Source organism: Burkholderia sp. L27(2015), from assembly GCF_009765705.1.
Classification (GTDB): domain Bacteria; phylum Pseudomonadota; class Gammaproteobacteria; order Burkholderiales; family Burkholderiaceae; genus LMUX01.
The window spans coordinates 66,974-89,075 of the sequence record NZ_LMUX01000017.1 but is presented as its reverse complement, the minus strand read 5'-3'; the positions used below and the strand labels follow the sequence as shown (position 1 = coordinate 89,075).

Annotated in this window: 19 protein-coding genes; 9 read left to right on the top strand and 10 right to left on the bottom strand. The window is 60.1% G+C overall.

Translation table 11 applies throughout. The features are described 5' to 3' along the window. Positions 1 to 84 precede the first annotated feature (84 nt). From dapE to cls, 3 genes are all read left to right on the top strand, one after another. On the top strand, positions 85 to 1,221 hold the full coding sequence (gene dapE / locus GSQ77_RS13960; protein WP_158903202.1) for a succinyl-diaminopimelate desuccinylase: 1,137 nt from the start codon (positions 85 to 87) through the stop codon (positions 1,219 to 1,221). Between the two features lie 73 nt (positions 1,222 to 1,294). Continuing rightward, positions 1,295 to 2,179 (top strand): 50S ribosomal protein L3 N(5)-glutamine methyltransferase, encoded by an 885-nt coding sequence (gene prmB / locus GSQ77_RS13955; RefSeq protein ID WP_158903200.1) that lies wholly within the window; start codon positions 1,295 to 1,297, stop codon positions 2,177 to 2,179. 48 nt (positions 2,180 to 2,227) lie between these two features. Then, the gene (gene cls / locus GSQ77_RS13950) at positions 2,228 to 3,667 is read left to right on the top strand and encodes a cardiolipin synthase (protein ID WP_158903905.1); all 1,440 of its coding nucleotides are present in this window, start codon (positions 2,228 to 2,230) and stop codon (positions 3,665 to 3,667) included. A gap of 72 nt (positions 3,668 to 3,739) precedes the next feature. Here cls and GSQ77_RS13945 read toward each other — a convergent pair whose 3' ends face one another. Then, positions 3,740 to 4,219: a glutathione peroxidase gene (locus GSQ77_RS13945; protein ID WP_158903198.1), complete on the bottom strand. Its 480-nt coding sequence runs from the start codon at positions 4,217 to 4,219 to the stop codon at positions 3,740 to 3,742. A 116-nt stretch (positions 4,220 to 4,335) separates the two neighbouring features. On the opposite strand from GSQ77_RS13945, the gene GSQ77_RS13940 reads away from it, so the two are divergent. Continuing rightward, a complete protein-coding gene (locus GSQ77_RS13940) occupies positions 4,336 to 6,351 on the top strand; it encodes an ATP-binding cassette domain-containing protein (RefSeq protein WP_158903196.1) in 2,016 nt (671 codons plus the stop codon). A gap of 57 nt (positions 6,352 to 6,408) precedes the next feature. Here GSQ77_RS13940 and radA read toward each other — a convergent pair whose 3' ends face one another. Further along, the gene (radA, locus tag GSQ77_RS13935; RefSeq protein ID WP_158903194.1) at positions 6,409 to 7,800 is read right to left on the bottom strand and encodes a DNA repair protein RadA; all 1,392 of its coding nucleotides are present in this window, start codon (positions 7,798 to 7,800) and stop codon (positions 6,409 to 6,411) included. 3 nt (positions 7,801 to 7,803) lie between these two features. Further along, positions 7,804 to 8,874, bottom strand: coding sequence for an alanine racemase (gene alr, locus GSQ77_RS13930; RefSeq protein WP_158903192.1), 1,071 nt, complete (start codon positions 8,872 to 8,874; stop codon positions 7,804 to 7,806). Between the two features lie 361 nt (positions 8,875 to 9,235). Here alr and lplT point away from each other — a divergent pair, with 361 nt between their 5' ends. Both lplT and thiD read left to right on the top strand, forming a co-directional pair. Further along, positions 9,236 to 10,543, top strand: a complete 1,308-nt coding sequence (lplT, locus tag GSQ77_RS13925) for a lysophospholipid transporter LplT (protein ID WP_158903190.1) — start codon at positions 9,236 to 9,238, stop codon at positions 10,541 to 10,543. Between the two features lies 1 nt (position 10,544). After that, positions 10,545 to 11,351 carry a bifunctional hydroxymethylpyrimidine kinase/phosphomethylpyrimidine kinase gene (gene thiD, locus GSQ77_RS13920; protein WP_158903188.1) on the top strand — a complete coding sequence of 269 codons (807 nt, stop codon included), beginning with the start codon at positions 10,545 to 10,547 and terminating at the stop codon, positions 11,349 to 11,351. A 77-nt stretch (positions 11,352 to 11,428) separates the two neighbouring features. Here the strand turns inward: thiD and GSQ77_RS13915 are convergent, their stop codons facing one another. From GSQ77_RS13915 to tsaB, 4 genes are read right to left on the bottom strand one after another with little or no spacing between them, the layout of a single operon-like run. Further along, complete coding sequence (locus tag GSQ77_RS13915) at positions 11,429 to 12,505, bottom strand: DUF1853 family protein (RefSeq protein WP_158903186.1); 1,077 nt, start codon at positions 12,503 to 12,505, stop codon at positions 11,429 to 11,431. 2 nt (positions 12,506 to 12,507) lie between these two features. Further along, positions 12,508 to 13,380, bottom strand: coding sequence for a uracil-DNA glycosylase family protein (locus GSQ77_RS13910; protein ID WP_158903184.1), 873 nt, complete (start codon positions 13,378 to 13,380; stop codon positions 12,508 to 12,510). Next, positions 13,367 to 13,882 (bottom strand): ribosomal protein S18-alanine N-acetyltransferase, encoded by a 516-nt coding sequence (gene rimI / locus GSQ77_RS13905; RefSeq protein WP_158903904.1) that lies wholly within the window; start codon positions 13,880 to 13,882, stop codon positions 13,367 to 13,369. The genes GSQ77_RS13910 and rimI overlap by 14 nt, the downstream gene beginning before the upstream one ends. Positions 13,883 to 13,914: 32 nt before the next feature. After that, on the bottom strand, positions 13,915 to 14,829 hold the full coding sequence (gene tsaB, locus GSQ77_RS13900; protein ID WP_158903182.1) for a tRNA (adenosine(37)-N6)-threonylcarbamoyltransferase complex dimerization subunit type 1 TsaB: 915 nt from the start codon (positions 14,827 to 14,829) through the stop codon (positions 13,915 to 13,917). Between the two features lie 474 nt (positions 14,830 to 15,303). Between tsaB and GSQ77_RS13895 the strand changes: the two genes are divergently transcribed. From GSQ77_RS13895 to aceA, 3 genes are all read left to right on the top strand, one after another. After that, the gene (locus GSQ77_RS13895) at positions 15,304 to 16,836 is read left to right on the top strand and encodes a DEAD/DEAH box helicase (protein ID WP_158903180.1); all 1,533 of its coding nucleotides are present in this window, start codon (positions 15,304 to 15,306) and stop codon (positions 16,834 to 16,836) included. Between the two features lie 279 nt (positions 16,837 to 17,115). Beyond that, a complete protein-coding gene (locus GSQ77_RS13890; RefSeq protein ID WP_158903178.1) occupies positions 17,116 to 18,312 on the top strand; it encodes a porin in 1,197 nt (398 codons plus the stop codon). Between the two features lie 473 nt (positions 18,313 to 18,785). Further along, positions 18,786 to 20,102, top strand: a complete 1,317-nt coding sequence (gene aceA / locus GSQ77_RS13885) for an isocitrate lyase (protein ID WP_158903176.1) — start codon at positions 18,786 to 18,788, stop codon at positions 20,100 to 20,102. Positions 20,103 to 20,225: 123 nt separating this feature from the next. Here the strand turns inward: aceA and GSQ77_RS13880 are convergent, their stop codons facing one another. From GSQ77_RS13880 to GSQ77_RS13870, 3 genes are all read right to left on the bottom strand, one after another. After that, on the bottom strand, positions 20,226 to 20,660 hold the full coding sequence (locus tag GSQ77_RS13880) for a universal stress protein (protein ID WP_158903174.1): 435 nt from the start codon (positions 20,658 to 20,660) through the stop codon (positions 20,226 to 20,228). 195 nt (positions 20,661 to 20,855) lie between these two features. Then, entirely contained in the window at positions 20,856 to 21,299 is a 444-nt protein-coding gene (locus tag GSQ77_RS13875) for a gamma-glutamylcyclotransferase (protein ID WP_158903172.1), read from the bottom strand. A 144-nt stretch (positions 21,300 to 21,443) separates the two neighbouring features. Then, positions 21,444 to 21,908: an N-acetyltransferase gene (locus tag GSQ77_RS13870; protein WP_158903170.1), complete on the bottom strand. Its 465-nt coding sequence runs from the start codon at positions 21,906 to 21,908 to the stop codon at positions 21,444 to 21,446. Positions 21,909 to 22,102: the final 194 nt, after the last annotated feature.

Genomic DNA, 22,102 nt, shown 5'->3' with positions numbered 1-22,102 from the left:
GGTGCCGCGAATCACATGATGCGGCGTCGCGAACACATCTCACGCAGCAACCGTAACGGATCTAACGGACTTATCTGACGCACTATGTCGAGTACTCTCGCTCTTACCGAAACATTGATCGCCCGTTCCTCAGTGACGCCTGAAGACCGCGATTGCCAGGCACTGGTTATCGAGCGCCTCGAAAAAATCGGCTTTACCTGCGAGACCCTGGTCTCGGGCGGTGTCACCAACTTGTGGGCCGTGCGGCGCGGCAGCGCTGCCGCGCCGAAAATCCTGGCCTTCGCGGGGCACACCGACGTCGTACCCACCGGCCCGCTGGACGCCTGGAATTCAGACCCGTTCGTGCCGACCCATCGCGACGGCAAGCTCTACGGGCGCGGCGCAGCGGACATGAAAACCTCGTTGGCGGGCTTTGTCGTCGCCAGCGAAGAATTCGTCGCTGCGCATCCGCAGCATCGGCATTCGATTGCATTTCTATTGACCAGTGACGAAGAAGGGCCGGCCATCCATGGCACGGTCAAAGTGGTCGAACTGCTCCAAGCACGGGACCAACACCTCGACTATTGCATTGTGGGTGAACCAACTTCGGTCGATACCCTGGGCGACATGGTCAAAAACGGCCGGCGCGGTTCGCTGTCCGGCAAGCTGATCATCAAGGGCGTGCAAGGGCACATCGCTTACCCACATCTGGCGAACAACCCCATCCACCTGGCAGCGGCGCCGCTCGTGGAGCTGGTGGGTGTCGAATGGGATCGCGGCAACGACTATTTCCCGCCCACGACTTGGCAAGTGTCGAACATACATGCAGGTACGGGGGCCACCAACGTGATCCCCGGCACGATCGAAATCGATTTCAATTTCCGCTTCTCGACCGAAAACACCGTCGACACCTTGCAGGCGCGCATGCATGCGATTCTCGATCGGCACGGTCTGGACTACGAGCTGAAATGGACGGTCGGCGGCTTGCCGTTCTTGACGCCGCGTGGCGACTTGTCGGAGGCGCTCGAGCGCGCGATCAAAGACGAAACCGGTGTGCAGACCGCGCTTTCGACGACGGGTGGCACCTCCGACGGCCGCTTTATCGCGCGCATTTGCAAACAGGTGATGGAGTTCGGTCCACCCAATGCCAGCATCCACAAGGTCGATGAAAACGTCGAACTCGCTTTTATCGACCCGCTGAAGAATATTTATCGACGTGTGCTTGAACTCTTGATCGCCTGAACGCGCTCAAGCAACTCACGCCGCTCCATTCACGTAACCGCCGCGCCCTGGCCTTCACCTTACGAGCTGCCTCATGACCCATCCTTTCAACACGGTACGCGACCTGATGCGCTACGCCGTGAGCCGTTTTACCGAAGCCCAGGTGTCGTTCGGGCATGGCACGGCCAATGCCTACGATGAAGCCGCGTACTTGATCCTGCACACGCTGCACTTGCCGCTGGACATGCTGGACCCGTTTCTCGATGCGCAACTGCTCGACTCGGAGCGCGATACCGTCATGCACGTGATCGAGCGACGCGCCACCGAACGGGTACCGGCTGCCTACATCACCGGCGAAGCATGGATGCATGGCTACCGTTTCACGGTCGACGAGCGCGTGATCGTGCCACGCTCATTGATCGGCGAAGTCCTTCATGAACGCCTGCACCCGTGGATCGACGAGCCCGAAGCGGTCAGCGCGGTGCTGGAACTGTGCACCGGCTCGGGATGTCTGGCGATACTCGCGGCCGACGCGTTTCCGAACTGCGAAGTCGACGCAGTCGATGTATCCACCGATGCACTTGAGGTCGCTCATCGCAATGTCACCGACTACACGCTGGACGACCGCATCGCCTTGTTTGCCGGCGATTTGTACGAGCCCTTGCCGCCGCGCCGCTACGATCTGATCATCAGCAACCCACCGTACGTCAACGCGGAGTCGATGCTCTCGCTGCCCGCGGAGTACCGTCATGAGCCGACACTGGCGCTGGCCGGCGGCATGGACGGCATGGATCTGGTGCGACGTATCATCGGCCAGGCGCGCGAGTGGCTCACCGACGATGGCTTGCTGGTGATCGAAATCGGCAACGAGCGCGCGAACGTCGAAGCGGCCTTTGGCGGACTCGATCTGACTTGGCTGACCACCAGCGCAGGCGACGATGCGGTGTTCCTGATTCACGCCGCCGACCTGCCCGCTTGAGCCCGCGGCGCCCGTCTAGCCATGTCCTTCGCCGCGCTGCACACACCGATGCTGTTCGCCTCGGATCTCCCCCTGCTGGGCATCGTGGTGGGTACCTGCCACCTGCTGGGCCTGATTGCGGCCGGCCACGCTATCTTGCATACCCGCACCTCGCAAGGTGCCGTTGCGTGGGCCGTATCGCTGGTAGCCATGCCTTACCTGACGGTGATCCCCTATCTGTTTCTCGGGCGCAGCCGGTTCGAAGGCTACGTCAACAGGAGACGGCTCGGCAATAAGCGCATGCGCTCGAACCTGGGCGTGGCAGAAAGCGGCCACGTCCCGGCCAATCTGCAAAAGCCGATCGAATTGATCGGTCAGCGCGCGACCCGCGCGCTGGTTGGTCTGGCCGGCACACCGTTTGTTTCGGGCAACCGGGTGCGCCTGCTGATCGATGGCGAGGCCACCTTCGACGCCATTTTCGCCGCGCTGGAGACGGCGCAACGCTACGCCATCCTGCAATTCTTTATCGTGCGCGACGACATCCTGGGCAGACGTCTGAGCGAACTATTGATCAGAAAAGCGCAGCAGGGCGTAAAAATCTATTTCTTGTACGATGGGATCGGCAGCTATGAGCTGCCGGGCAAATACATCGCTAAATTGCGCCTCGCCGGCATCGACATGCGTGCATTCGCCACTTCGCGTTTCATCAATCGCTTCCAGCTGAATTTTCGCAACCATCGGAAAATCGTAGTGGTCGATGGCCGCATCGCGTTCGTCGGCGGCTTGAATGTCGGCGACGACTACATGGGCTTGGAGCCTCCGCTGGCGCCCTGGCGCGATACGCATATCAGCGTTGAAGGGCCGGCCGTGGGCATGATCCAGATGTCGTTCATCGAAGACTGGTATTGGGCCACCCAAAGCATGCCGCGCTTCGACGCACCGCTGCCGATCGAGGGCGGCGACATGCACTGCCAGGTAATCGTGAGCGGGCCGGCCGATGCGCAGGAAACCTGTTCGCTGTTTTTTGTCGAAGCGATCAACTCGGCCAAAGAGCGGCTATGGATGACCACGCCGTATTTCGTGCCCGACGAAGCTGTGTTCGCCGCACTGCGGCTCGCGGCCTTGCGCGGCGTGGACGTGCGCATCCTGATCCCGAGCCGCGCCGATCATTACGTGGTTTTCAAGGCTTCGGAACTCTACGCCTACGACGCCGTGCGCGCGGGAATCCAGATGTACTGCTACCGCCCCGGCTTCGTGCACCAGAAAGTGGTGTTGATCGACGACGTTGCGGCTTCGGTGGGCAGCGCCAATCTCGACAACCGTTCGTTCCGCCTGAATTTCGAAATCACCGTGCTGACGGTCGACCGGAAGTTCGCGGCCGAGGTCGAGACGATGCTGACCCACGATTTCACCCTCGCCCGCCGCATCGAGCAGAACGAATATAGGCGCGGCACGACACTCAATCGCATCATCATGCACGTAGCGCGCTTGTTCGCGCCTATCCTTTAGGCGCGCTTGCTTACGCCCATTCTTTAAGCGTGCTTGCTTGCGCCTATCCTCCAGGCGTTGCCCGCACCGGACTTACAGCAATGCCGCAATATCGGCGGCGATCGCCGCGGGTTTAGTGCTTGGGCCATACCGCTTGACCGGCTGTCCGCTACGATCGACCAGGAATTTGGTGAAATTCCATTTGATGCGCTTAAGCCCGAGCATGCCGGGCTTTTGCGCCGTCAGATAACGATATAGCGGGTGCGCATGCTCGCCGTTGACATCGATTTTCTCGAACATCGGAAATGACACGCCGTATTTGCTGTCGCAAAACTCGCCGATAGAGGCAGAACTGCCCGGTTCCTGGTGGCCGAACTGATTGCAGGGAAACCCGAGCACCTGTAGGCCGCGCTCCGCAAATTGCGTATGCAGCTTCTGCAGGCCTTCATATTGCGGCGTAAAGCCGCATTCGCTCGCCGTATTGACGATCAACAGGACCTGCCCCCGGTATTGCGACAGCTCGACGGGCTGTCCGGCCAGGGTCCGAGCTGAAAATGCATACAGATCCGACATGAAAACTCCCCGATAGAAGCTGAAATAACGATTGAAATAACGATTAAAGCGACGAGTACCGTATGGGTTTGCCCGCAACAGTCTAGAATAGCGTTTTTTCCAAGCCGGTTCCCGTTGTGATTCGCTTTAATCAGTTTAGCCTTGCTCGCGGCGTCAAGCCGCTTTTCGAAAGCACCACGTTTTCCCTCAATCCCGGCGAGAAAGCAGGCCTCGTCGGCGCCAATGGCGCAGGAAAATCGACTTTGTTCGCCGTGTTGCGAGGATTGCTGCATTCCGACGGCGGCGACGTCTCGGTGCCGCCGTCATGGCAAATCGCCCACGTCGCGCAGGAAACCCCCGCGGTCGACCGCAGCGCGGCCGACTATACGCTCGACGGCGACGCCGTGCTACGCAAGATCGAAGCCGAGATCGAGCGAGCGGCGGCGGCTCACGATGGCGCAGCCGAAGGCAATGCGCACGTGGCCTATGCCGACGCCGACGGCTATACCGCTATACCGCGCGCCGAAGCCTTGTTGCTCGGCCTCGGGTTCACGCTCGAGCAGACCCGCCAGCCTGTCAGCAGTTTTTCGGGCGGCTGGCGCATGCGGCTGAATTTGGCGCAAGCGCTGATGTGCCGCTCCGACCTGCTGCTGCTTGATGAGCCGACCAACCATCTGGATTTGGACGCGATCGTCTGGCTCGAGGATTGGCTGCGCCGCTATCCGGGCACGCTGATCGTGATTTCGCACGATCGCGAATTCCTGGACGCGATCTGCAACGTCACGCTGCACCTCGAAAACAAGCAAATTAAGCGCTACGGCGGCAATTACAGCCAATTTGAAATCTTGCGCGCGCAGCAACTGGCGTTGCAGCAAAACGCCTACGAAAAGCAAAAGCGCAATATCGACCACCTACAAAGCTTCGTCGATCGCTTCAAGGCAAAGGCGAGCAAGGCCAAGCAAGCGCAAAGCCGAGTCAAGGCCCTGGAGAAGATGGAGCTGATCGCGCCGGCGCACGTCGCCTCGCCGTTCACCTTCGAATTCAGGACCCCGGCCGCAGCCCCCAACCCGATGATGGTCATGGAGTCCATCCGCTGCGGCTACAAGAACACCGAAAGTGCGGACGCGCCCGATATCGTGATCGTCGATGGGATCACGCTATCGATCACCAATGGCGAGCGCATCGGTTTGCTCGGCGCAAACGGCCAGGGTAAATCGACCTTGATCAAAACGCTGGCCGGCACGCTGGCGCCGTTGTCCGGCGAGGTCACGAACGGCAAGGGCCTGCAAGTGGGCTATTTCGCCCAGCACCAGGTGGAAACCTTGCGCGATGGCGACTCCGCCCTGCTCCATCTGAGCCGACTCGCGGGGAACGCCCGTGAGCAGGAATTGCGCGATTTCCTCGGCAGTTTCAATTTCCGCGGCGAGATGGCGACGGCGCCCATCGCACCGTTCTCCGGCGGCGAGAAAGCGCGTCTCGCTCTGGCTCTGATCATCTGGCAAAAGCCCAATCTGTTACTGCTGGACGAACCGACTAATCACCTCGATTTGGAAACGCGTCATGCGCTGACCATGGCACTTGCCCAGTTCGAAGGCACCTTGATCGTCGTGTCGCACGACCGGCATCTGTTGCGCGCCACGACCGATCGCTTCATGCTGGTGGCGCATCACGAATTGCAGCCGTTTGATGGTGACCTCGACGACTATCGCGATTGGTTGCTGCAGCATGCCGCGGCACAACGCGCAGCGACCAAGGGCGAACGCTCGGCGAAGGCTGAAAAGGACAAGACACCGCGCGCCGCGGCGCCTGTCGCCGTAGCCGCGTCGGCGCCGACACTTGCCGCAGGCGACAGCGAAAACGATATCGCCAAACGCAAGGAACAAAAGCGCGAGCAGGCCGATGCTCGGCAGAAGGCGGGGCAATTGCGCAAGCCGCTGCAAAGCCGGCTGACTCAGCTTGAAAAGCAGATGGCGACCTTGGAAGCGGAAAAGGCCACGCTCGATGCCGTGATCGCAGATCCGGCAAGCTACGATGCCGAGCAAAAAAACCGGCTGACCGCGACGTTGAAACGCCAAGGGGAAGTGGTAAGCCTGCTCGCCGAAACTGAGGCAGCCTGGTTGCTCGCACAAGAAGAGCTCGAACAGCTCGGGTAAAGAAGCGCTCGAACAGCGCAGGAGAAAGCGGGCCGATCAAACTGGCCCGCCCATCCGTCAGGCCAAGCCACGTACCCGGTCGATCGCCTCTTCGATACGGTCCACGGCGATGATCTGCAAGCCATCGATCGCTTGCTTGGGCGCATTGGCTTTCGGGATCAAGGCGATCGAAAACCCCAGCTTCGCGGCCTCCTTCAAACGGTCCTGACCGCGCGGGCACGGCCGGATTTCGCCGGCCAGGCCGACCTCACCGAACGTAATCAGTCCTTTGGGCAACGCCTTGTTGCGCATCGACGAATGAATCGCCAGCAAGATCGCCAGGTCGGCTGCGGGTTCGGTGATTTTTACGCCCCCCACTGCGTTGAGAAACACGTCCTGATCGAAACACGCAATGCCCGCATGCCGATGCAATACGGCGAGCAGCAGTGCCAACCGGTTTTGCTCCAGCCCCACCGCCAGTCGGCGCGGGTTGGGGACATGCGCTGTATCGACCAGTGCCTGGATCTCCACCAACAGGGGACGCGTGCCCTCCTGGGTGACCAGCACGCATGATCCGGGTACGGTCTGCTCATGGTGCGACAGAAACAACGCCGAGGGGTTGCTCACGCCGCGCAGCCCCTTCTCCGTCATCGCGAACACACCCAGCTCGTTGACTGCGCCGAAACGGTTCTTGAATGCCCGCACCAGCCGAAACGCCGAATGCGTATCGCCTTCGAAGTACAACACTGTGTCCACGATGTGCTCCAGAACGCGTGGGCCGGCCAGATTACCCTCCTTGGTCACGTGGCCGACCATGATGATCGCCACACCGGTTTGTTTGGCCAACCGTGTCAGTTGCGCCGCACACTCGCGTACCTGCGCCACCGAACCCGGGGCGGAACTCAGTGCGTCGGAATAAATGGTCTGGATCGAATCGATCACTGCGACTTCGGGTCGTTCGGCCTCGATCGTCGCTTGAATTTTTTCCAGTTGGATTTCGGCAAAAAGCCGCAAATCCGCGGCCGGCGCCCCGGCCTCGAGCAGGCCCAAGCGCTGCGCACGCAGCGCGATCTGCGCCGACGACTCCTCGCCGCTGACATAGAGTGCGCGGCGCGAGCGAGCGATTTCGGCAAGCGACTGCAGCAACAACGTCGATTTGCCGATGCCCGGATCTCCGCCGATCAGCACCACCCCGCCCGGCACTAGGCCACCACCCAACACCCGGTCGAATTCGCCCACGCCTGTCGAAAAACGCGGCACGTCGGCGGCCTCGATTTGCGCGAGCGTCTGCACCGGCGCCGTGGCGGCCAGCGCTTGATACCGATGCGCGCCCGGCGTCTGCGCCACGGTTTCGACCAGCGTATTCCAGGCGTTGCATGCGGGGCACTGGCCCTGCCATTTGGGCGATTGCGCCCCACATTCGGTGCAACTGTAGAGCGTTTTTGTTTTGACTACCGCGACTTTGGCCATGTCTTAATCGGCCCGCATCGGAACGCGTGGCGCCACCGCGCACATCAGCTCATAGCCTACCGTGCCGCTGGCGAAGGCAACGTCGTCGATCGGCAAGGCTGCCCCCCACAGTTCGACTGCCGTGCCGACTCCGGCGCCCGGGCATGGCGTCAAATCGACCGTGACCATGTCCATGGAGACTCGTCCGACGATGCGTGTGCGCACGCCGTCGACAACCACCGGCGTGCCATTCGGCGCATGCCTCGGATAGCCGTCCGCGTAACCGCAAGCGACCACGCCGATGCGCATCGCGGTGTCCGCGGTAAAGGTCGAGCCATACCCCACCGTGTCGCCCGCCCGCAGATTTTGTACACCGATGATCTCACTGGCCAAAGTCATGCTCGGTTGCAAACCGGTGCCTTGCAGCGCACTGACCTGCCCGGAAGGCGAGGCGCCATACAGAAGGATGCCGGGACGTACCCAGTCGAAATGCGTCTGCGGATGCCACAGCGTGGCCGCCGAATTCGCCAGACTGCGCGCCCCCGCGATGCCTTCCGCGCCGCGCTCGAACGCTTCCATTTGATGCGCCACGGCGCGCTCGCCATCGGCGTCGGAAAAATGCGTCATCAACGTGATCTGGCCTATGCAGGAGCAACTGCGCGCACGCTCCCAGGCCGCCCTGAAACGCTCTGGCGTGTAGCCGAGGCGGTTCATGCCGGTATTCATCTTGAGCTGGATGTTGATGGGTTTGGTCAGGCGCGCGACCTCGATCATCCTCAATTGCTCGTCGCAATGCACAGCGGTCGTCAGGCTATAGCGCTCGACGACGTCAAGATCGGCCGGCCGGAAAAAACCTTCCAACAGCAAAATCGGTCCAGCCCAGCCACATTCGCGCAGTCGAACCGCTTCATCGAGGTCGAGCAAACCAAAGCCGTCGGTGCCACGTAAGCCAGGAAAGGCACGCGCCAAACCATGTCCGTACGCGTTAGCTTTGACGATCGCCCAAACTTTCGAGTTAGGCGCACAGCGCCGGGCCACAGCGAGGTTGTTAGCCAGGGCGGCGGTATGAACGACGGCGGAAATTGGGCGCGGCATAGTGTGAGGTCAACCGGTTGGGGCGGTGCACTTGTTTATTTGGGATCCAACGCAAGATCTAGCGCGAGATCGAGCAGTATCGCTGCACGCTCACGACCTGCATAATGCGATTATCGCAGGATCTCGGCCATACCCTCGCGTTAGCCAGCACTTAAAAGTGCTGGCCGAAAGGCCGGGCGCTGCAGTGCAACATGAGGCGATATCAAGGAACTGCCTGATTACCTGGCGGATCAAGGTTAGTGTTAATTCGGCAGCAGGTATTTTCATGTTATAAAGCCGAGCGCACAACCCATTTCAGCAAGAGGGGCAGCTCGTTCAACCATGGGCGTCCGAACCCCACGCGAGGAAAGCATAGCAACAGATGAAAAAAGGTTTTTACACGATTATGGCGGCGCAGTTTTTCTCGTCGCTCGCCGACAATGCCTTGCTGATTGCTGCCATCGCCTTGCTCAAGGATTTGCACGCGCCGCAGTGGATGACTCCGCTGCTCAAGCTTTTCTTCGTATTGTCATACGTGGTGTTGGCTGCCTTCGTGGGCGCCTTCGCCGATTCGCGCCCGAAAGGCCGCGTGATGTTCATGACCAATACCATCAAGGTGCTGGGCTGCATGACGATGCTGATCGGCGCGCATCCACTGCTCGCTTATGGCATCGTGGGGTTTGGCGCCGCCGCCTATTCGCCCGCGAAGTACGGCATTCTGACCGAGCTGCTACCGCCTGAACGGCTGGTGGCCGCCAATGGCTGGATCGAGGGCACGACGGTGGGCTCCATCATCCTGGGCACGGTCATGGGCGGAGCGCTCATCGCGCCCAATATCGCCCACTACACATTGCACTATTCACTGCCTTTCGTTCACACTGCCGCCCAGGCGGCGATGGTGATCATCATGGTGGTGTATGTGATCGCAGCGCTTTTCAATCTCGGTATTCCCGACACGGGCGCTCGCTATCCGCAGCAGCAACACGACCCCATCCGCCTGATCACCGATTTCGCCGATTGTTTTACCGCGCTGTGGAACGACAAGCTGGGACAGATATCGCTGGCGGTGACGACCTTATTCTGGGGCGCCGGAGCGACGCTGCAATTCATTGTCCTGAAATGGGCCGAATATTCGCTCGGCATGAATCTGTCACAAGGCGCGATACTGCAAGCCGTCGTGGCGGTCGGGGTGGCCGCGGGCGCGATGATAGCCGCGGCGCGCGTGCCCTTGAAGCGCTCGCTGTCCGTGCTCCCGGTGGGCATCCTAATGGGCGTGAGCGTCATGGCGATGGCGTTCTATACTCGCTCGCTGTTTCCCCACGGTTTCGGTGTGCACATGGGCCACATGTACCTGCCCGCGTATTTGATCGTCGCTTATTTGTTCTTGATGTTCGTCGGCGCGCTGTCTGGTTATTTTGTCGTGCCGATGAACGCGTTGCTGCAACATCGCGGCCATGTGCTGCTTTCAGCCGGGCATTCGATCGCGGTACAGAATTTCAATGAGAATCTTTCGGTGCTGGTGATGTTGTGTCTCTACGCCGTGCTGATCTGGCTCAACGTTCGCGTCGAATTCGTGATCGTGCTGTTCGGCACCTTTGTTTGCCTGATGATGTGGCTGGTGATGCGGCGCCATCAAGCCAACCAGCGCGAATTCGATTCGATCGCGCTGATCGGCGAACAAAAACATTGAAATGGCTGATCGCATCGCAAACGTATTGACCATCGCCGGTTCCGATTCAGGCGGCGGCGCAGGCATCCAGGCCGACCTCAAGACGTTCTCGGCGCTGGGTGTCTACGGCGCCAGCGTGATCACCGCGCTGACCGCGCAAAACACCCGTGGCGTGCAGGCGATACATATCACGCCGCCCGAATTCGTCGCGGCACAACTCGCGGCCGTGTTCGAAGATATCCAGATCGACGCCGTCAAGATCGGCATGCTCGCCAACGCCGAGACGGTTCGAGCGGTCGCCGAAAGCCTGCGCCGCTATCAGCCCAAGCAGGTGATCCTCGACACGGTGATGATCGCCAAAAGCGGCCACGCGCTATTGGCGCCCGATGCGGTGGCCGCGTTGCGCGATGAGCTGTTGCCGCTGGCTGATCTGGTAACGCCGAATCTGCCGGAAGCCGCAGCACTACTGGATATGCCGCAGGCCGATGACGAGGACGGCATGTTGCGTCAAGGAGAAGCGCTACGGGCATTGGGCGCTCGTGCGGTCCTGATGAAAGGCGGTCATTTGAGCGGCACGCAAAGCCCCGACTGGCTAGTCCAGGCCGATGGCTCGCAACGTTTGAACGTGGCACGCGTGCAGGTAGTTAATACGCATGGCACCGGTTGCACCCTGTCGGCCGCGATCGCTGCATTGGCGCCTCAACGCAGCCTGCTTGCGCAGGCGGTGAGCGACGCGAAGATTTATCTGACGCAGGCCTTGGTTCAAAGCACACGGCTTTCGGTAGGCCACGGCATCGGACCGGTCCATCACTTTCATCGCTGGTGGTAGCGCGAACAGTATCTGGCGCTCAGGGGTATTGCTTGTGCTGCCTATTAGTGACCTCGCGTCACCTCGCATCGCGTCGTCTACCCGCGTGGCTGACTGCCGGGTTCGCTCGCTGCAAAACTGACCGCCCGCGCTACCCACTGCGGCTCGACCACGAAACCGCGTGAGCGCTCCTGCCAACCATCGCCGTTTCTGACCATTGCCGCTATCAGCACCGGACTGGTCAAGTTGCGCAAGACCGTGGCGTCGTTTTCATCGTCATCCACATCGTCTATCTGCACTGGCATCGGCGCAAATTGCGCGGCAAGAAAAGCATCCAGCGCCGCGTCGTCCAGTATCGGGGCGTCCGTATTGGCCTGCCGCGGCGCCAGCCACGAACGCCGGGACAGCACCAGCCAGCCTTGTGCAGCGAGCACCGAGCGCTGCTCGCGCCACGCTTGAGGCGTCACCCACCAGCCGCGCAGATGCCGGGGTTCGACCCATCGGTGCGGCTCACTGGCCGGTTGCGCCAACGGGTAGAACAACCACCCTTTTAAAAACAGCTCGGGTCGCCATGGACCGGCATCGATCTGTGCGGCAAATTCAGGGCGCGCGGATAGCGGCAACTGGTGATCCACCATGTGGCTGAGCTTGCGATCGAAGCGATCTGTCAAATCGGGTCCGACATACTGGGCCAACTCCGCGTAGGGCGCGTAGGGTGCAGCATTGCCCGGTTCATCGACAGATTCATCCGCCAAACGTGCTCCGGCGTAGAGATAGCATTTGACTGCCAGTTCCCAGTGCACGAGAGCGCCATCGGGGTCGCTGAGCAGAAAGTCACATTCGCCCAACGTCCGATTGCCGTGCCGCACGGCGAGGTTGGCTGCGATCAAGCGACCGACCTTGCCGTGGACCAGAAAATAAGCGAGCAATTGTTCGGCATAATGGCCGAGCCGCTTTTGTGGCAAACGCAGCAATTCGGCATGCAGCGCGGCGGGTTCCCGGTCGAGCTCACATAACCATTGCCGGATCTCGACCATCTGCTGCGTATCCCATTGCGCCTGTCTGATCGAAGACTGCTGCGCGCGCAACAAGCCGGGCGAGGTCAACAGCCACGCCAGATCCCGCACCGCTGGGTCGGTCAGCGTAGCGAGCAGTTCATCGTAAAGGCGGCTCATGCTCAACCGCGTAGTTTCTCGTAAGTGGCCTTTGCCATGCACAGGTCGCTCCAGGCTTTGGCCTTGTCGGGCAGGCTGCGCAGCAAATACGCGGGATGGTAGGTGACGATGACGGGGACGTTCTGGTATTCGTGCAGACGCCCGCGCAGCGACGCAATACTGGCAGTGGTTTTGAGCAGGCTCTGCGCAGCAAATCGCCCCATGGCCACGATCAGCTTCGGCTGCACCAGCGCCACCTGGCGCTGCAGGTAGGGCTCGCAGCGTGCGACTTCTTCGGGCTCGGGGTTACGGTTGTTGGGCGGACGACATTTGATGACGTTGGCGATATACACGTCTTGTCCCCGCTGCATTCCCAACGAGCGCAGCATATTGTCGAGCAGTTTGCCCGCTTGGCCGACAAAGGGTTCGCCCTGCTTGTCTTCGGTTTCGCCTGGCGCTTCGCCTATCAACATCCAGTCGGCATTGGGGTCGCCCACACCGAAGACCGTTTGCGTCCGCTTCTCGCATAGCTTGCACGAGGTGCACTGCGACACGCGCTCGGCAAGCGCCGGCCAGTCGAGTTGCTCCACCGGTGGCAACACTATCGGTGTGTGGCCCGGTGCCTCGATAGGCGCGACGCGCCCCCCCGCCGGCATATTCGTCGCCAAGGCATCGGGCGCGATAGCTTCAACCGCGGGCGCGCGATGGGGCGCATCGGCGGGTACGCTAGCGGTCATGATCGCGGAGCTGGGTTTGACGGGCGCCGAGTCTCTCGGCACTGGAGCGGCCCTCGCCACTGACAAGTCGCCCAGGACATTGGCGGGTGTGCCGGCAACGCGGCTGACCCAGACAGGCCCAAGCCCAAGCTCGTCGAGAATACGGTCAGATCGCGCCATGCGATGTCTCCGATGGAAAATGGGACGGCCACTTGAGCCGCATAACCAATGCGTCTTCGCGGCCACGCTGCGGTGCTGGGTAATAATTTTTACGGCGGCCGATCAGCTCGAAGCCAAACCGTTCATACAACCGCAGCGCATTTTCGTTGCTGGGACGCACTTCGAGCAGCAAGGCACTGAAGCCGCTGCCGCGCGCCGTTTCTATCGACCAGTTCAGCAAGCGTGCGCCCAGGCCTTGGCGTTGCCAGGTCGGTGCCACACAGAAATTTAGCAGATGCGCTTCGTCCACGACCGGCATCAAAACGCTGTATCCCAGCAGATGGCCGCCGTCGTCACGAATGCACAGTCCTGTATAGCCGCTGCCCAGCGAATCTTCGAAATTGCCGCGAGTCCAGGGATACGTATAAGCACGCTGCTCGATCTCGGCAACTTCGTCGAGGTCGGCCATGCTCATCGTGCTCAGATGCACGGTGAGCCCGGCATGCCCATGCTGCGCAGGCATGCCGGAATCCGGCATCGAGTCGGACGACGCGTTCATGCGCGTGTCACTCCGTGCGAGACGGCTTGGACCGCGTGCGCCGCCGCTTCGGTGGCTGCTTTTTCGGCATCTTTACTCGCGCGCGCAGCTTCGCGCTCGTGCGTGGTTTGCGCGACGTTGTCGCGCACATAGAGCGGCGCGGCCAGTGCCGCATCGATCGCCATGCCACGGCTCCAGCCGCGCCAGCCCAGCGCGGCGATCGCCACGGCATTGGGCAACGCGTTCGCGGCTACCTGAGCCGCGCCCGCCCATACCGACAGCCGTTCGCCAAATGCCGCCGCTGCGTTACCGGCCAGCGTATACGGACGCGGCGGCGCCAGCAACGCTTGCGGGGCGTCGAGTGCAGCGGCTGGCGCGCACAGCCAACCCATCGGGGCCGACTCATGCGCCGCACCCTGCCAATCGAACAGCCCCCAGTACGCTTGATCCATGCGCGCATCAAGCGCGCTCACCACACAGTTTGCCCGCGTGTCGGCAACACGCGCCGCTTCGGCACAGGCCATCAGGGTGCCAACCGGCACCACCTGCAGACCCAGTCCAAAGGCCAGGCCCTGCGCCACGCCGGTAGCGGTGCGCAGCCCCGTGAACGAGCCCGGCCCTGCGCCGAATGCGATCGCGCTGCAGTCCCCCAGGGAAACCGCCGCTTCGCCAATCACGCTCTGGATCAACGGCAACAAGCGCGCACTGGACACGGCGCCGGTATGTTCGTGACGGGAATAGACGACACACTCTCCAGCGCCGCTCGCGCCGTCGTGCGGCTTGAGCGGGGACTGGAACGGGTCTGCCTCGGCCGGGGCCACCAACAAGGCAACCGAACAATACTCGGTCGAGGTATCGAGTGCGAGGATAATGGTGCGCTCACTGCGCACTCGCGTGGAAGGGATAGTCACGGGGTTGGACGAAGGATTCATTGCGCTATTGTAATGCGCCGCGGCAATCGGTCGATATCGGAACGCACCGTTTTAAACGACCCGCCGGCCCAACTGCCCGCTCTTTGCACCGTTACACCACGGAACAGGACGAATCCGAGGATCGCGACTCTCCTGAGCCAGATTAGACTTGCCGCAGCGCAGCAAAGCACGCTATACTCCGTCGGCTGTTGGGGAGCATTTCCCGGCAGCACGATTGCGTTTTGCTCCAATCCAGTTTAGAAACTGTCCCCTTCTGCTCCAGCCCTGCTCGCGCACTGTGCACGACAACGACTTCGTTAAGGCTGGCGACAGCGCCCTCACCCGGCCTGCTTGCATCCGATACAGTATCTAACGAAGATCCGCTTGCTTTGCAGTGCGGGTTGCGCCCCGTTTTTCGATTTGTTTTGCCGAATCCGATGACTTGGGTATGCCGATTGGCGCCGACGCCTTATTTCTCCTATCCAAGGACGCTTCATGAATTCGAGCAATCCGCTTGCAGCATTGGCACAAAAAATTCTTCCCGGCGAGCTGGCTGACGCCCCCGCAGTCCAATCGCTATCAAGCGCACTCGCAGGTGAACCTGCGGTAGCGCCGAGCGGCCCCACGTTCGCTGAGCTTGGCCTTTCGAGCGATATCGTCTCCGCGCTGGTCGCCACCGGCTACACCACCCCGACGCCCGTGCAAGTACGCGCCATCCCGGCAGCGTTGGCAGGCCGCGACCTGTTGGTTTCGAGCCCGACCGGTTCGGGTAAGACCGCAGCCTTCATGCTGCCGGCCATCGAACGCTTCGCACAGTTGCAAAAGCAGAATGCGGCCGGTGGCGAAAGCCGCGCGCCGCGCGACAGTGGCAATGGCCGCCGTCCGTCGTCGTTCCAGGTTGCGCGCCCCGCGCTGCTGGTGCTCACGCCGACCCGCGAACTGGCACTGCAGGTAACGACTGCTTCGGAAACCTACGGCAAGCACTTGCGCCGTCTGCGCACTGTCAGCATTCTCGGCGGTGTCCCGTATCGTCAACAATTGACGCTGTTGGCGAAGAACCCGGAAATCCTGGTAGCCACCCCGGGCCGTTTGCTGGACCACCTCGAACGCGGCAAGATCGACCTGTCGCAGTTGTCGATGCTGGTGCTTGACGAAGCCGACCGCATGCTGGACATGGGTTTTATCGACGACATCGAAACCATCGTAGCGGCAACGCCGCAAAGCCGCCAGACCTTGTTGTTCTCGGCCACGATCGACGGCAAGATCAGCTCGCTGACCCAGCGCCTGTTGCGCAATCCCGAGCGCATTGAAATCATGCAGCGCCCGGAACAACGTGCCAACATCGCCCAATCGATGCACTGGGTTGACGACCGCGCTCATAAGGACCGGTTGCTGACGCATTTGCTGGCCGATCAGGGCCTGGATCAAGCGATCGTCTTTACGGCGACCAAAAGCGATGCTGACCAGCTCGCTGGCCGTCTGAGCGACGCCGGATTTGCCTCGGCCGCACTGCACGGCGACCTGCCCCAGGGCGCGCGCAACCGTACGATTCGCGACCTGCGCGAGCGCAAGGTGCGCATTCTGGTGGCGACCGATGTCGCGGCGCGCGGCATCGATATCCCCGGCATCACACACGTATTCAACTATGACCTGCCGAAGTTTGCTGAAGATTACGTTCACCGCATCGGTCGTACCGGCCGCGCCGGTCGGTCGGGTTCGGCGGTGAGCCTGGTCCATCATGCTGAAATGCAGGCCGTCAAACGGATCGAGCGCTTCACGCACCAGCCGTTGCCTGTCAACGTGGTAGTTGGGTTCGAACCGCGTCGCACGCCGGCTCCGGGTTCGGCACGTCCGAGCACCGGGCGCCCACGTTCGGGTGCAGGCGGCGGCAAAGGTTATGGCGCTAACAAGCCGGCCGGCGGTACTCGCGGTAGCTGGGGCAAGCCGGGTTCGGGCGCATCGCGCGACGGGTATGCAGCACGCCGTTCAGCCGATGCGGGCCGTGGCCCGAGCCGTCGTACTGACTAATACGCATTGCATCGTTGCGCTTCGGCGCAACCGCAGTACGCTAACGCCGACCTCACCGTCGGCGTTTTTTTTCTCTACCGCTTGCGAAAATGATCGTGTCGAACTGACTTTTAAGAAATCACGGCATAGGGTGGGTCCTATTGTGACGGAGGGCGCGTTTGCGGTTCAGAAGTATTGCTAGAGTGCGTTTCAGCCGATAGTGGCGCACGGCACGTAAAGCAACGAAGTCGGCGTCGACGAAGTTGTTTTATTTGATAGCACAACTAAATGGATTGCAATATGAAAAAGACATTTCTTGCCCTAGCCGCTTTGGGGACCTTCACCAGTGTTGCTCAGGCACAAAGCTCCGTCACGCTCTACGGCATTGTTGACGAAGGCTTGAACGCCGTTAGCAACGTGCAAACAGCACCGGGTCAGGGCGGTCGGCAATATGCTCTCGTATCGGGCGTCATGCAGGGTAGCCGTTGGGGCTTGAAGGGTGCAGAAGATTTGGGTGGCGGCCTGCAGGCGGTTTTCACCTTGGAGAATGGATTTGACCTGAATACCGGCGCATTCGGCCAGGGCGGCGCAGAATTCGGCCGTCAAGCTTATGTCGGTCTGAGCAGCGCTCAATACGGCTCACTCACACTTGGCCGGCAATACGACGCCGTGGTTGATTTTGTTGGCCCACTGAACGCAGGCGACCAGTGGGAAGGCGGTTACGCGGCACACCCCGGCGATCTTGATAACTTCAACAATTCGGTTCGTGTCAATAATGCGATCAAGTATACGAGCGTCAACTACGGCGGCTTGACGTTCGAGGGCCTGTATAGCCTGGGTGGCAAAGCGGGCAGCTTCTCGCAAAATCAAGTGTATTCGTTCGGCATGGGTTATTCGCAAGGCCCGCTGAACTTGGCGCTGGCCTACCTGAACTCGAAGAATCCGAACCAAAGCTTCTTCGGCGACAACCCGAATGGCAATGCAACCGGTGGATCGAACCTGTCGTCGCCCGTGTATTCAGGCTATGCGTCGGCCAGTTCGTATCAAGTTATCGGCGCGGGCGCCTCTTACGCATTCGGTCCGGCCACCGTCGGTCTGACCTATTCGAATACGCGTTTCGGTAACTTGGGGGAGACCGCCTCCGGTCCCAATCCCGCTGCGTACACCGGCTCGGCCAAATTCAACAGCATCGAAGCCAATTTCAGCTATCAGTTGAGCCCATCGTTGGTGGCGGGCGTCGCCTATAACTACACCAAGGGCGACGGCGCTCACACCTCGGGTGGTGCCGGCACCGGTAGCGCAAAATATAACCAGTTCGCGCTTGGCGCGGATTATTCGATGTCCAAACGCACGGACGTCTATGTTCAGGGCGTTTATCAGTCCGCACTCGGCAACGACTCCACCGGTGGCAAGGCAGTCGCCGCAATCGCTGGGTTGAGCCCCTCTGCGAACAATCACCAAGCCGTGGCGCGAGTTGGCATACGTCATAAGTTCTGAGCTCCAACCGATTGTGCGCCGCTTGAGTGCGCACGATTGCCTGCTGCGGTAATGCGTTTCTTGTAGTGCGTATCTTGTAGTTGTACCTCTCGTAGTAGCGTCTCTTTGGCCCTCGCCCTAAGCGAGGGCTTTTTTTATGCGCATGACGCCAAAGGGTTGATTTTTCACATAGAGATAAATTTCATAATGCGAAAAAATATTGCATGGCATAAAAAATCCTGCTGCATGGCACAACGAAAGGTGTTGCGGATCAAGAGAAGGCTTTCCGCATTGCAAAATTTAAATTTAACCAATTGTTTATAAAAGATTATTTTTTAATAAAAAACTAAATTTCAGCCTGTCTCGATGCCTTTTCTTTCCCTAGACTCTTATATAAGAGTTCGCGATGTTAGGGACATTACCCCACTCCGACGAACGACCGCCTTATCGACCGATCTTTTTACCCTTGTTTTTTTAGTCCCTAGGAGATTGCCATGACCCGCCAACAAGAAGCCGCTCAATTGCAACAACAATGGAACGAAGACCCGCGCTGGAAAGGTGTCAAGCGCACTTACACCGCCGAGGACGTGATTCGTCTGCGCGGCTCCTTCCATGTCGAGCATACCTTGGCTTATCGTGGCGCCCAGCGGCTTTGGGAGCAGCTCAATAACGAGCCTTTCGTCAATTCATTGGGCGCGCTCACCGGCAACCAAGCCATGCAGCAGGTCAAGGCTGGCTTGAAAGCCATTTACCTGTCGGGCTGGCAAGTTGCGGGCGATGCCAATAACGCGGGCGAAATGTATCCGGACCAGTCGCTTTATCCGGCGAATTCGGTGCCTACCGTCGTCAAGAAAATCAACAACACTTTGACGCGTGCCGACCAGATCCAATGGTCCGAAGGAAAAAACCCCGGTGACGAGGGTTATATCGACTACTTCGCTCCTATCGTTGCAGACGCTGAAGCGGGTTTCGGCGGGGTGCTGAATGCGTTCGAGCTGATGAAATCGATGATTGAAGCAGGTGCTGCCGGCGTGCATTTCGAAGATCAATTGGCTTCGGTAAAAAAATGCGGTCATATGGGCGGCAAGGTGCTGGTGCCGACACGCGAGCAAGTCGCCAAACTGACGGCCGCGCGCCTCGCCGCCGACGTTTCCGGTACGCCGACGATCGTATTGGCTCGCACCGACGCGGAAGCGGCCGATCTGATCACCTCCGATGTCGACGACAATGACAAGCCCTTCCTGACCGGGGAGCGCACTGTCGAGGGGTTTTATCGCACCCGCCCGGGTCTGGAGCAAGCGCTGTCTCGCGGCCTCGCCTACTCACCGTTCGCCGATTTGATCTGGTGCGAGACAGGCAAGCCGGATCTCGAATTCGCGAAAAAATTTGCCGACGGCATCCACAAGCAATTTCCGGACAAAATGCTCGCGTATAACTGCTCGCCGTCGTTCAACTGGAAAAAAAATCTCGACGACGCAACGATTGCCAAGTTCCAGAAAGAACTCGGTGCTATGGGTTACAAGTTCCAGTTCATTACGCTGGCCGGCTTCCATAGCTTGAATTACTCGATGTTCAATCTGGCCTACGGTTACGCACGTAACCAGATGAGCGCCTTCGTTGAGTTGCAACAGGCCGAATTCGATGCCGCAGAGCGTGGTTTCACCGCGGTGAAACATCAGCGCGAAGTGGGTACCGGCTATTTCGACGCCGTAACCCAGACAGTGGAGCGTGAAGCCTCGACGACCGCCCTGCACGGCTCGACTGAGGACGAACAGTTCTTCGAAAAGAAAGTGACCATGAAGGTGGCTTGAGAGGTGGCTTACTACAGAGGCCTTTAATACAGAGGGCTTAATGCAGGTGGCCTAATCCGGGCCACCCTGGTGCGATCGACCGCCCACCACCCCGTGGGCGGTTTTTTTATTCCGCGATGAAACCTATCGGTAGACGATGACGGGAATATCGGTGTGAGTCAAAACGCGCTGTGTTTCGCTGCCTATCAGTAGGCTGCCCAACCCGCGACGGCCATGCGAAGACATCAAGATGACGTCGCAAGCATGGTTTTGCGCCGCCTCGATGATGCCCAGGTAAGGTGATGGATGCACGCTGCGGCAGGTGCTGCACTGCACGCCGTCGCGCGCGGCAGCTTGCTCCACCTCGGTCAAATGATCCTGTGCTTCGCGTTCGCAGCGCTGCATATACTCTTTGGGCGGTTCGGTCGCGAAATCCGAGAACGGCGAATAAGGATACTGAGGCAGACAAGCGTACGCCGTGACGCGCGCACCCAGCGATCTGGCCAACTCAATTCCACCCGCGATCGCTTTATGCGACAAGTCTGAGCCATCGGTTGGAATCAAAATATGCTTGAACATAACGCGACTCCTTCAATGTGGACGCGCCCGACATACCTATGCGACGCCGACCGGCATGGCAACGCGGCGCTAATCGCGTCGGCACGTTGGGACTTGCCTTATTTTAGGCGGAGCATTTTCGCTTGCCACTCGGCTATTACCCTGTTTCACGGGAGCAAAATCGGGGGAAGGAAGCGGAATGTGCGAGCGAGCGCCCTAGTCCAGCGGCACTCGAACCGATGACGCTTCGCGGTTTTGGCGATGCACCACCCAGTCGCCGCCCTCGATAACGAGCTGCTGAGCGGCAGCCGCTGGCGTGATCGGGTAAAACAGGCAATCGCAGGGCCTCGGCAGCCCATCGCCGAGCGGCTCGACGCGAATCTGCTGGTGGAGAAACAAACCTTGCTGCCCTGGATACACCTCTTCGATTTCATCGAGCACGGGCACGAGCGCAGGGTCGATCCGGTAGACGTCGCCTAGCACGTCCACACCGCTGGGATCGGGGATCAGTCCGGGGTAATTACCGAAGTCGTACAGAATGCCCTTCACGGTCGCGCGGCCCAGCAATTCGGGCGTCGCGATGCCGTGGCGCGTTGCCGCCGAAACGATATCGTTGGCCTCGCCGCGGCGTAGCGTGCCATACACGAAAACGGTAATCATGTTTGTAATCTGAACAGGAGCGCCGGCAAATCAGGTCAAGCTCGGCGTGATTAAAGTCGGAGGGATTAAGGTCGTGAGGTTAAAGTCAACGTGACCAAATGGCAATAAGGCCAGGTACCTCGTTATTTCGGCCTATGCGAGGTTTCATATCACCTCGCATTCCATTCTGAGTATCGGGCCGAAGTGACGCTCCTGGCCTACCACTCGATATCCGTGCCGTCGATAAAGCGCTGCCGCCGGATTATCGACGAAGACGCGCAAGCGCAGCTTCTTCAGACCTCGGATCTCGGCAAATTGGTGCGCGCGCTTGAGCATGAAAGACCCCGCGCCCAGGTTACGATGCGTGGAAATGATGTGGATATCGCGCACATGCAAGGCGTCACCCTCGACATCCAGACGCAGCACGCCGATCGCAATTTCTGCCCACTCAAGAATATAGTTTTCCGACTCGTTCCAACTCGCCAGAAACAGATCGCTGCGCCAAGTCAGCCCATGGCGGCGATAGTAGCCCAGCATATTGGTACGGGTCAGCGCTTCGCCAAAGCCAAACTCGTCGCGACGCGCAGCACGTAAGTTGAAATCCGAGGCATCGATCGCGGGGTTGAACATAAAAACGTCCGAATTACGCGTGGCATGACTAACAGTAACCTGCCCGGTGGCGACTTGGCAACCGGACGACCGCAATATCGACCGCGCTCAGCCTCATGCACCTCATTGCTCAGGCCGTCCTATGCCTGGTCGTATGTCTGGTCCCATGCCTCTTCCCGCGCCTCGTCCTATAACCCACTCCCCGCGCCACGCAA

Bases quoted from the DNA above. Each gene is read 5' to 3' on its own strand.
- dapE (WP_158903202.1), top strand. From the start codon at position 85: ATGTCGAGTACTCTCGCTCTTACCGAAACATTGATCGCCCGTTCCTCA.
- prmB (WP_158903200.1), top strand. From the start codon at position 1,295: ATGACCCATCCTTTCAACACGGTACGCGACCTGATGCGCTACGCCGTG.
- cls (WP_158903905.1), top strand. From the start codon at position 2,228: ATGCTGTTCGCCTCGGATCTCCCCCTGCTGGGCATCGTGGTGGGTACC.
- GSQ77_RS13945 (WP_158903198.1), bottom strand. From the start codon at position 4,219: ATGTCGGATCTGTATGCATTTTCAGCTCGGACCCTGGCCGGACAGCCC.
- radA (WP_158903194.1), bottom strand. From the start codon at position 7,800: ATGGCCAAAGTCGCGGTAGTCAAAACAAAAACGCTCTACAGTTGCACC.
- alr (WP_158903192.1), bottom strand. From the start codon at position 8,874: ATGCCGCGCCCAATTTCCGCCGTCGTTCATACCGCCGCCCTGGCTAAC.
- lplT (WP_158903190.1), top strand. From the start codon at position 9,236: ATGAAAAAAGGTTTTTACACGATTATGGCGGCGCAGTTTTTCTCGTCG.
- thiD (WP_158903188.1), top strand. From the start codon at position 10,545: ATGGCTGATCGCATCGCAAACGTATTGACCATCGCCGGTTCCGATTCA.
- GSQ77_RS13915 (WP_158903186.1), bottom strand. From the start codon at position 12,505: ATGAGCCGCCTTTACGATGAACTGCTCGCTACGCTGACCGACCCAGCG.
- GSQ77_RS13910 (WP_158903184.1), bottom strand. From the start codon at position 13,380: ATGGCGCGATCTGACCGTATTCTCGACGAGCTTGGGCTTGGGCCTGTC.
- rimI (WP_158903904.1), bottom strand. From the start codon at position 13,882: ATGCCTGCGCAGCATGGGCATGCCGGGCTCACCGTGCATCTGAGCACG.
- tsaB (WP_158903182.1), bottom strand. From the start codon at position 14,829: ATGAATCCTTCGTCCAACCCCGTGACTATCCCTTCCACGCGAGTGCGC.
- GSQ77_RS13895 (WP_158903180.1), top strand. From the start codon at position 15,304: ATGAATTCGAGCAATCCGCTTGCAGCATTGGCACAAAAAATTCTTCCC.
- GSQ77_RS13890 (WP_158903178.1), top strand. From the start codon at position 17,116: ATGAAAAAGACATTTCTTGCCCTAGCCGCTTTGGGGACCTTCACCAGT.
- aceA (WP_158903176.1), top strand. From the start codon at position 18,786: ATGACCCGCCAACAAGAAGCCGCTCAATTGCAACAACAATGGAACGAA.
- GSQ77_RS13880 (WP_158903174.1), bottom strand. From the start codon at position 20,660: ATGTTCAAGCATATTTTGATTCCAACCGATGGCTCAGACTTGTCGCAT.
- GSQ77_RS13875 (WP_158903172.1), bottom strand. From the start codon at position 21,299: ATGATTACCGTTTTCGTGTATGGCACGCTACGCCGCGGCGAGGCCAAC.
- GSQ77_RS13870 (WP_158903170.1), bottom strand. From the start codon at position 21,908: ATGTTCAACCCCGCGATCGATGCCTCGGATTTCAACTTACGTGCTGCG.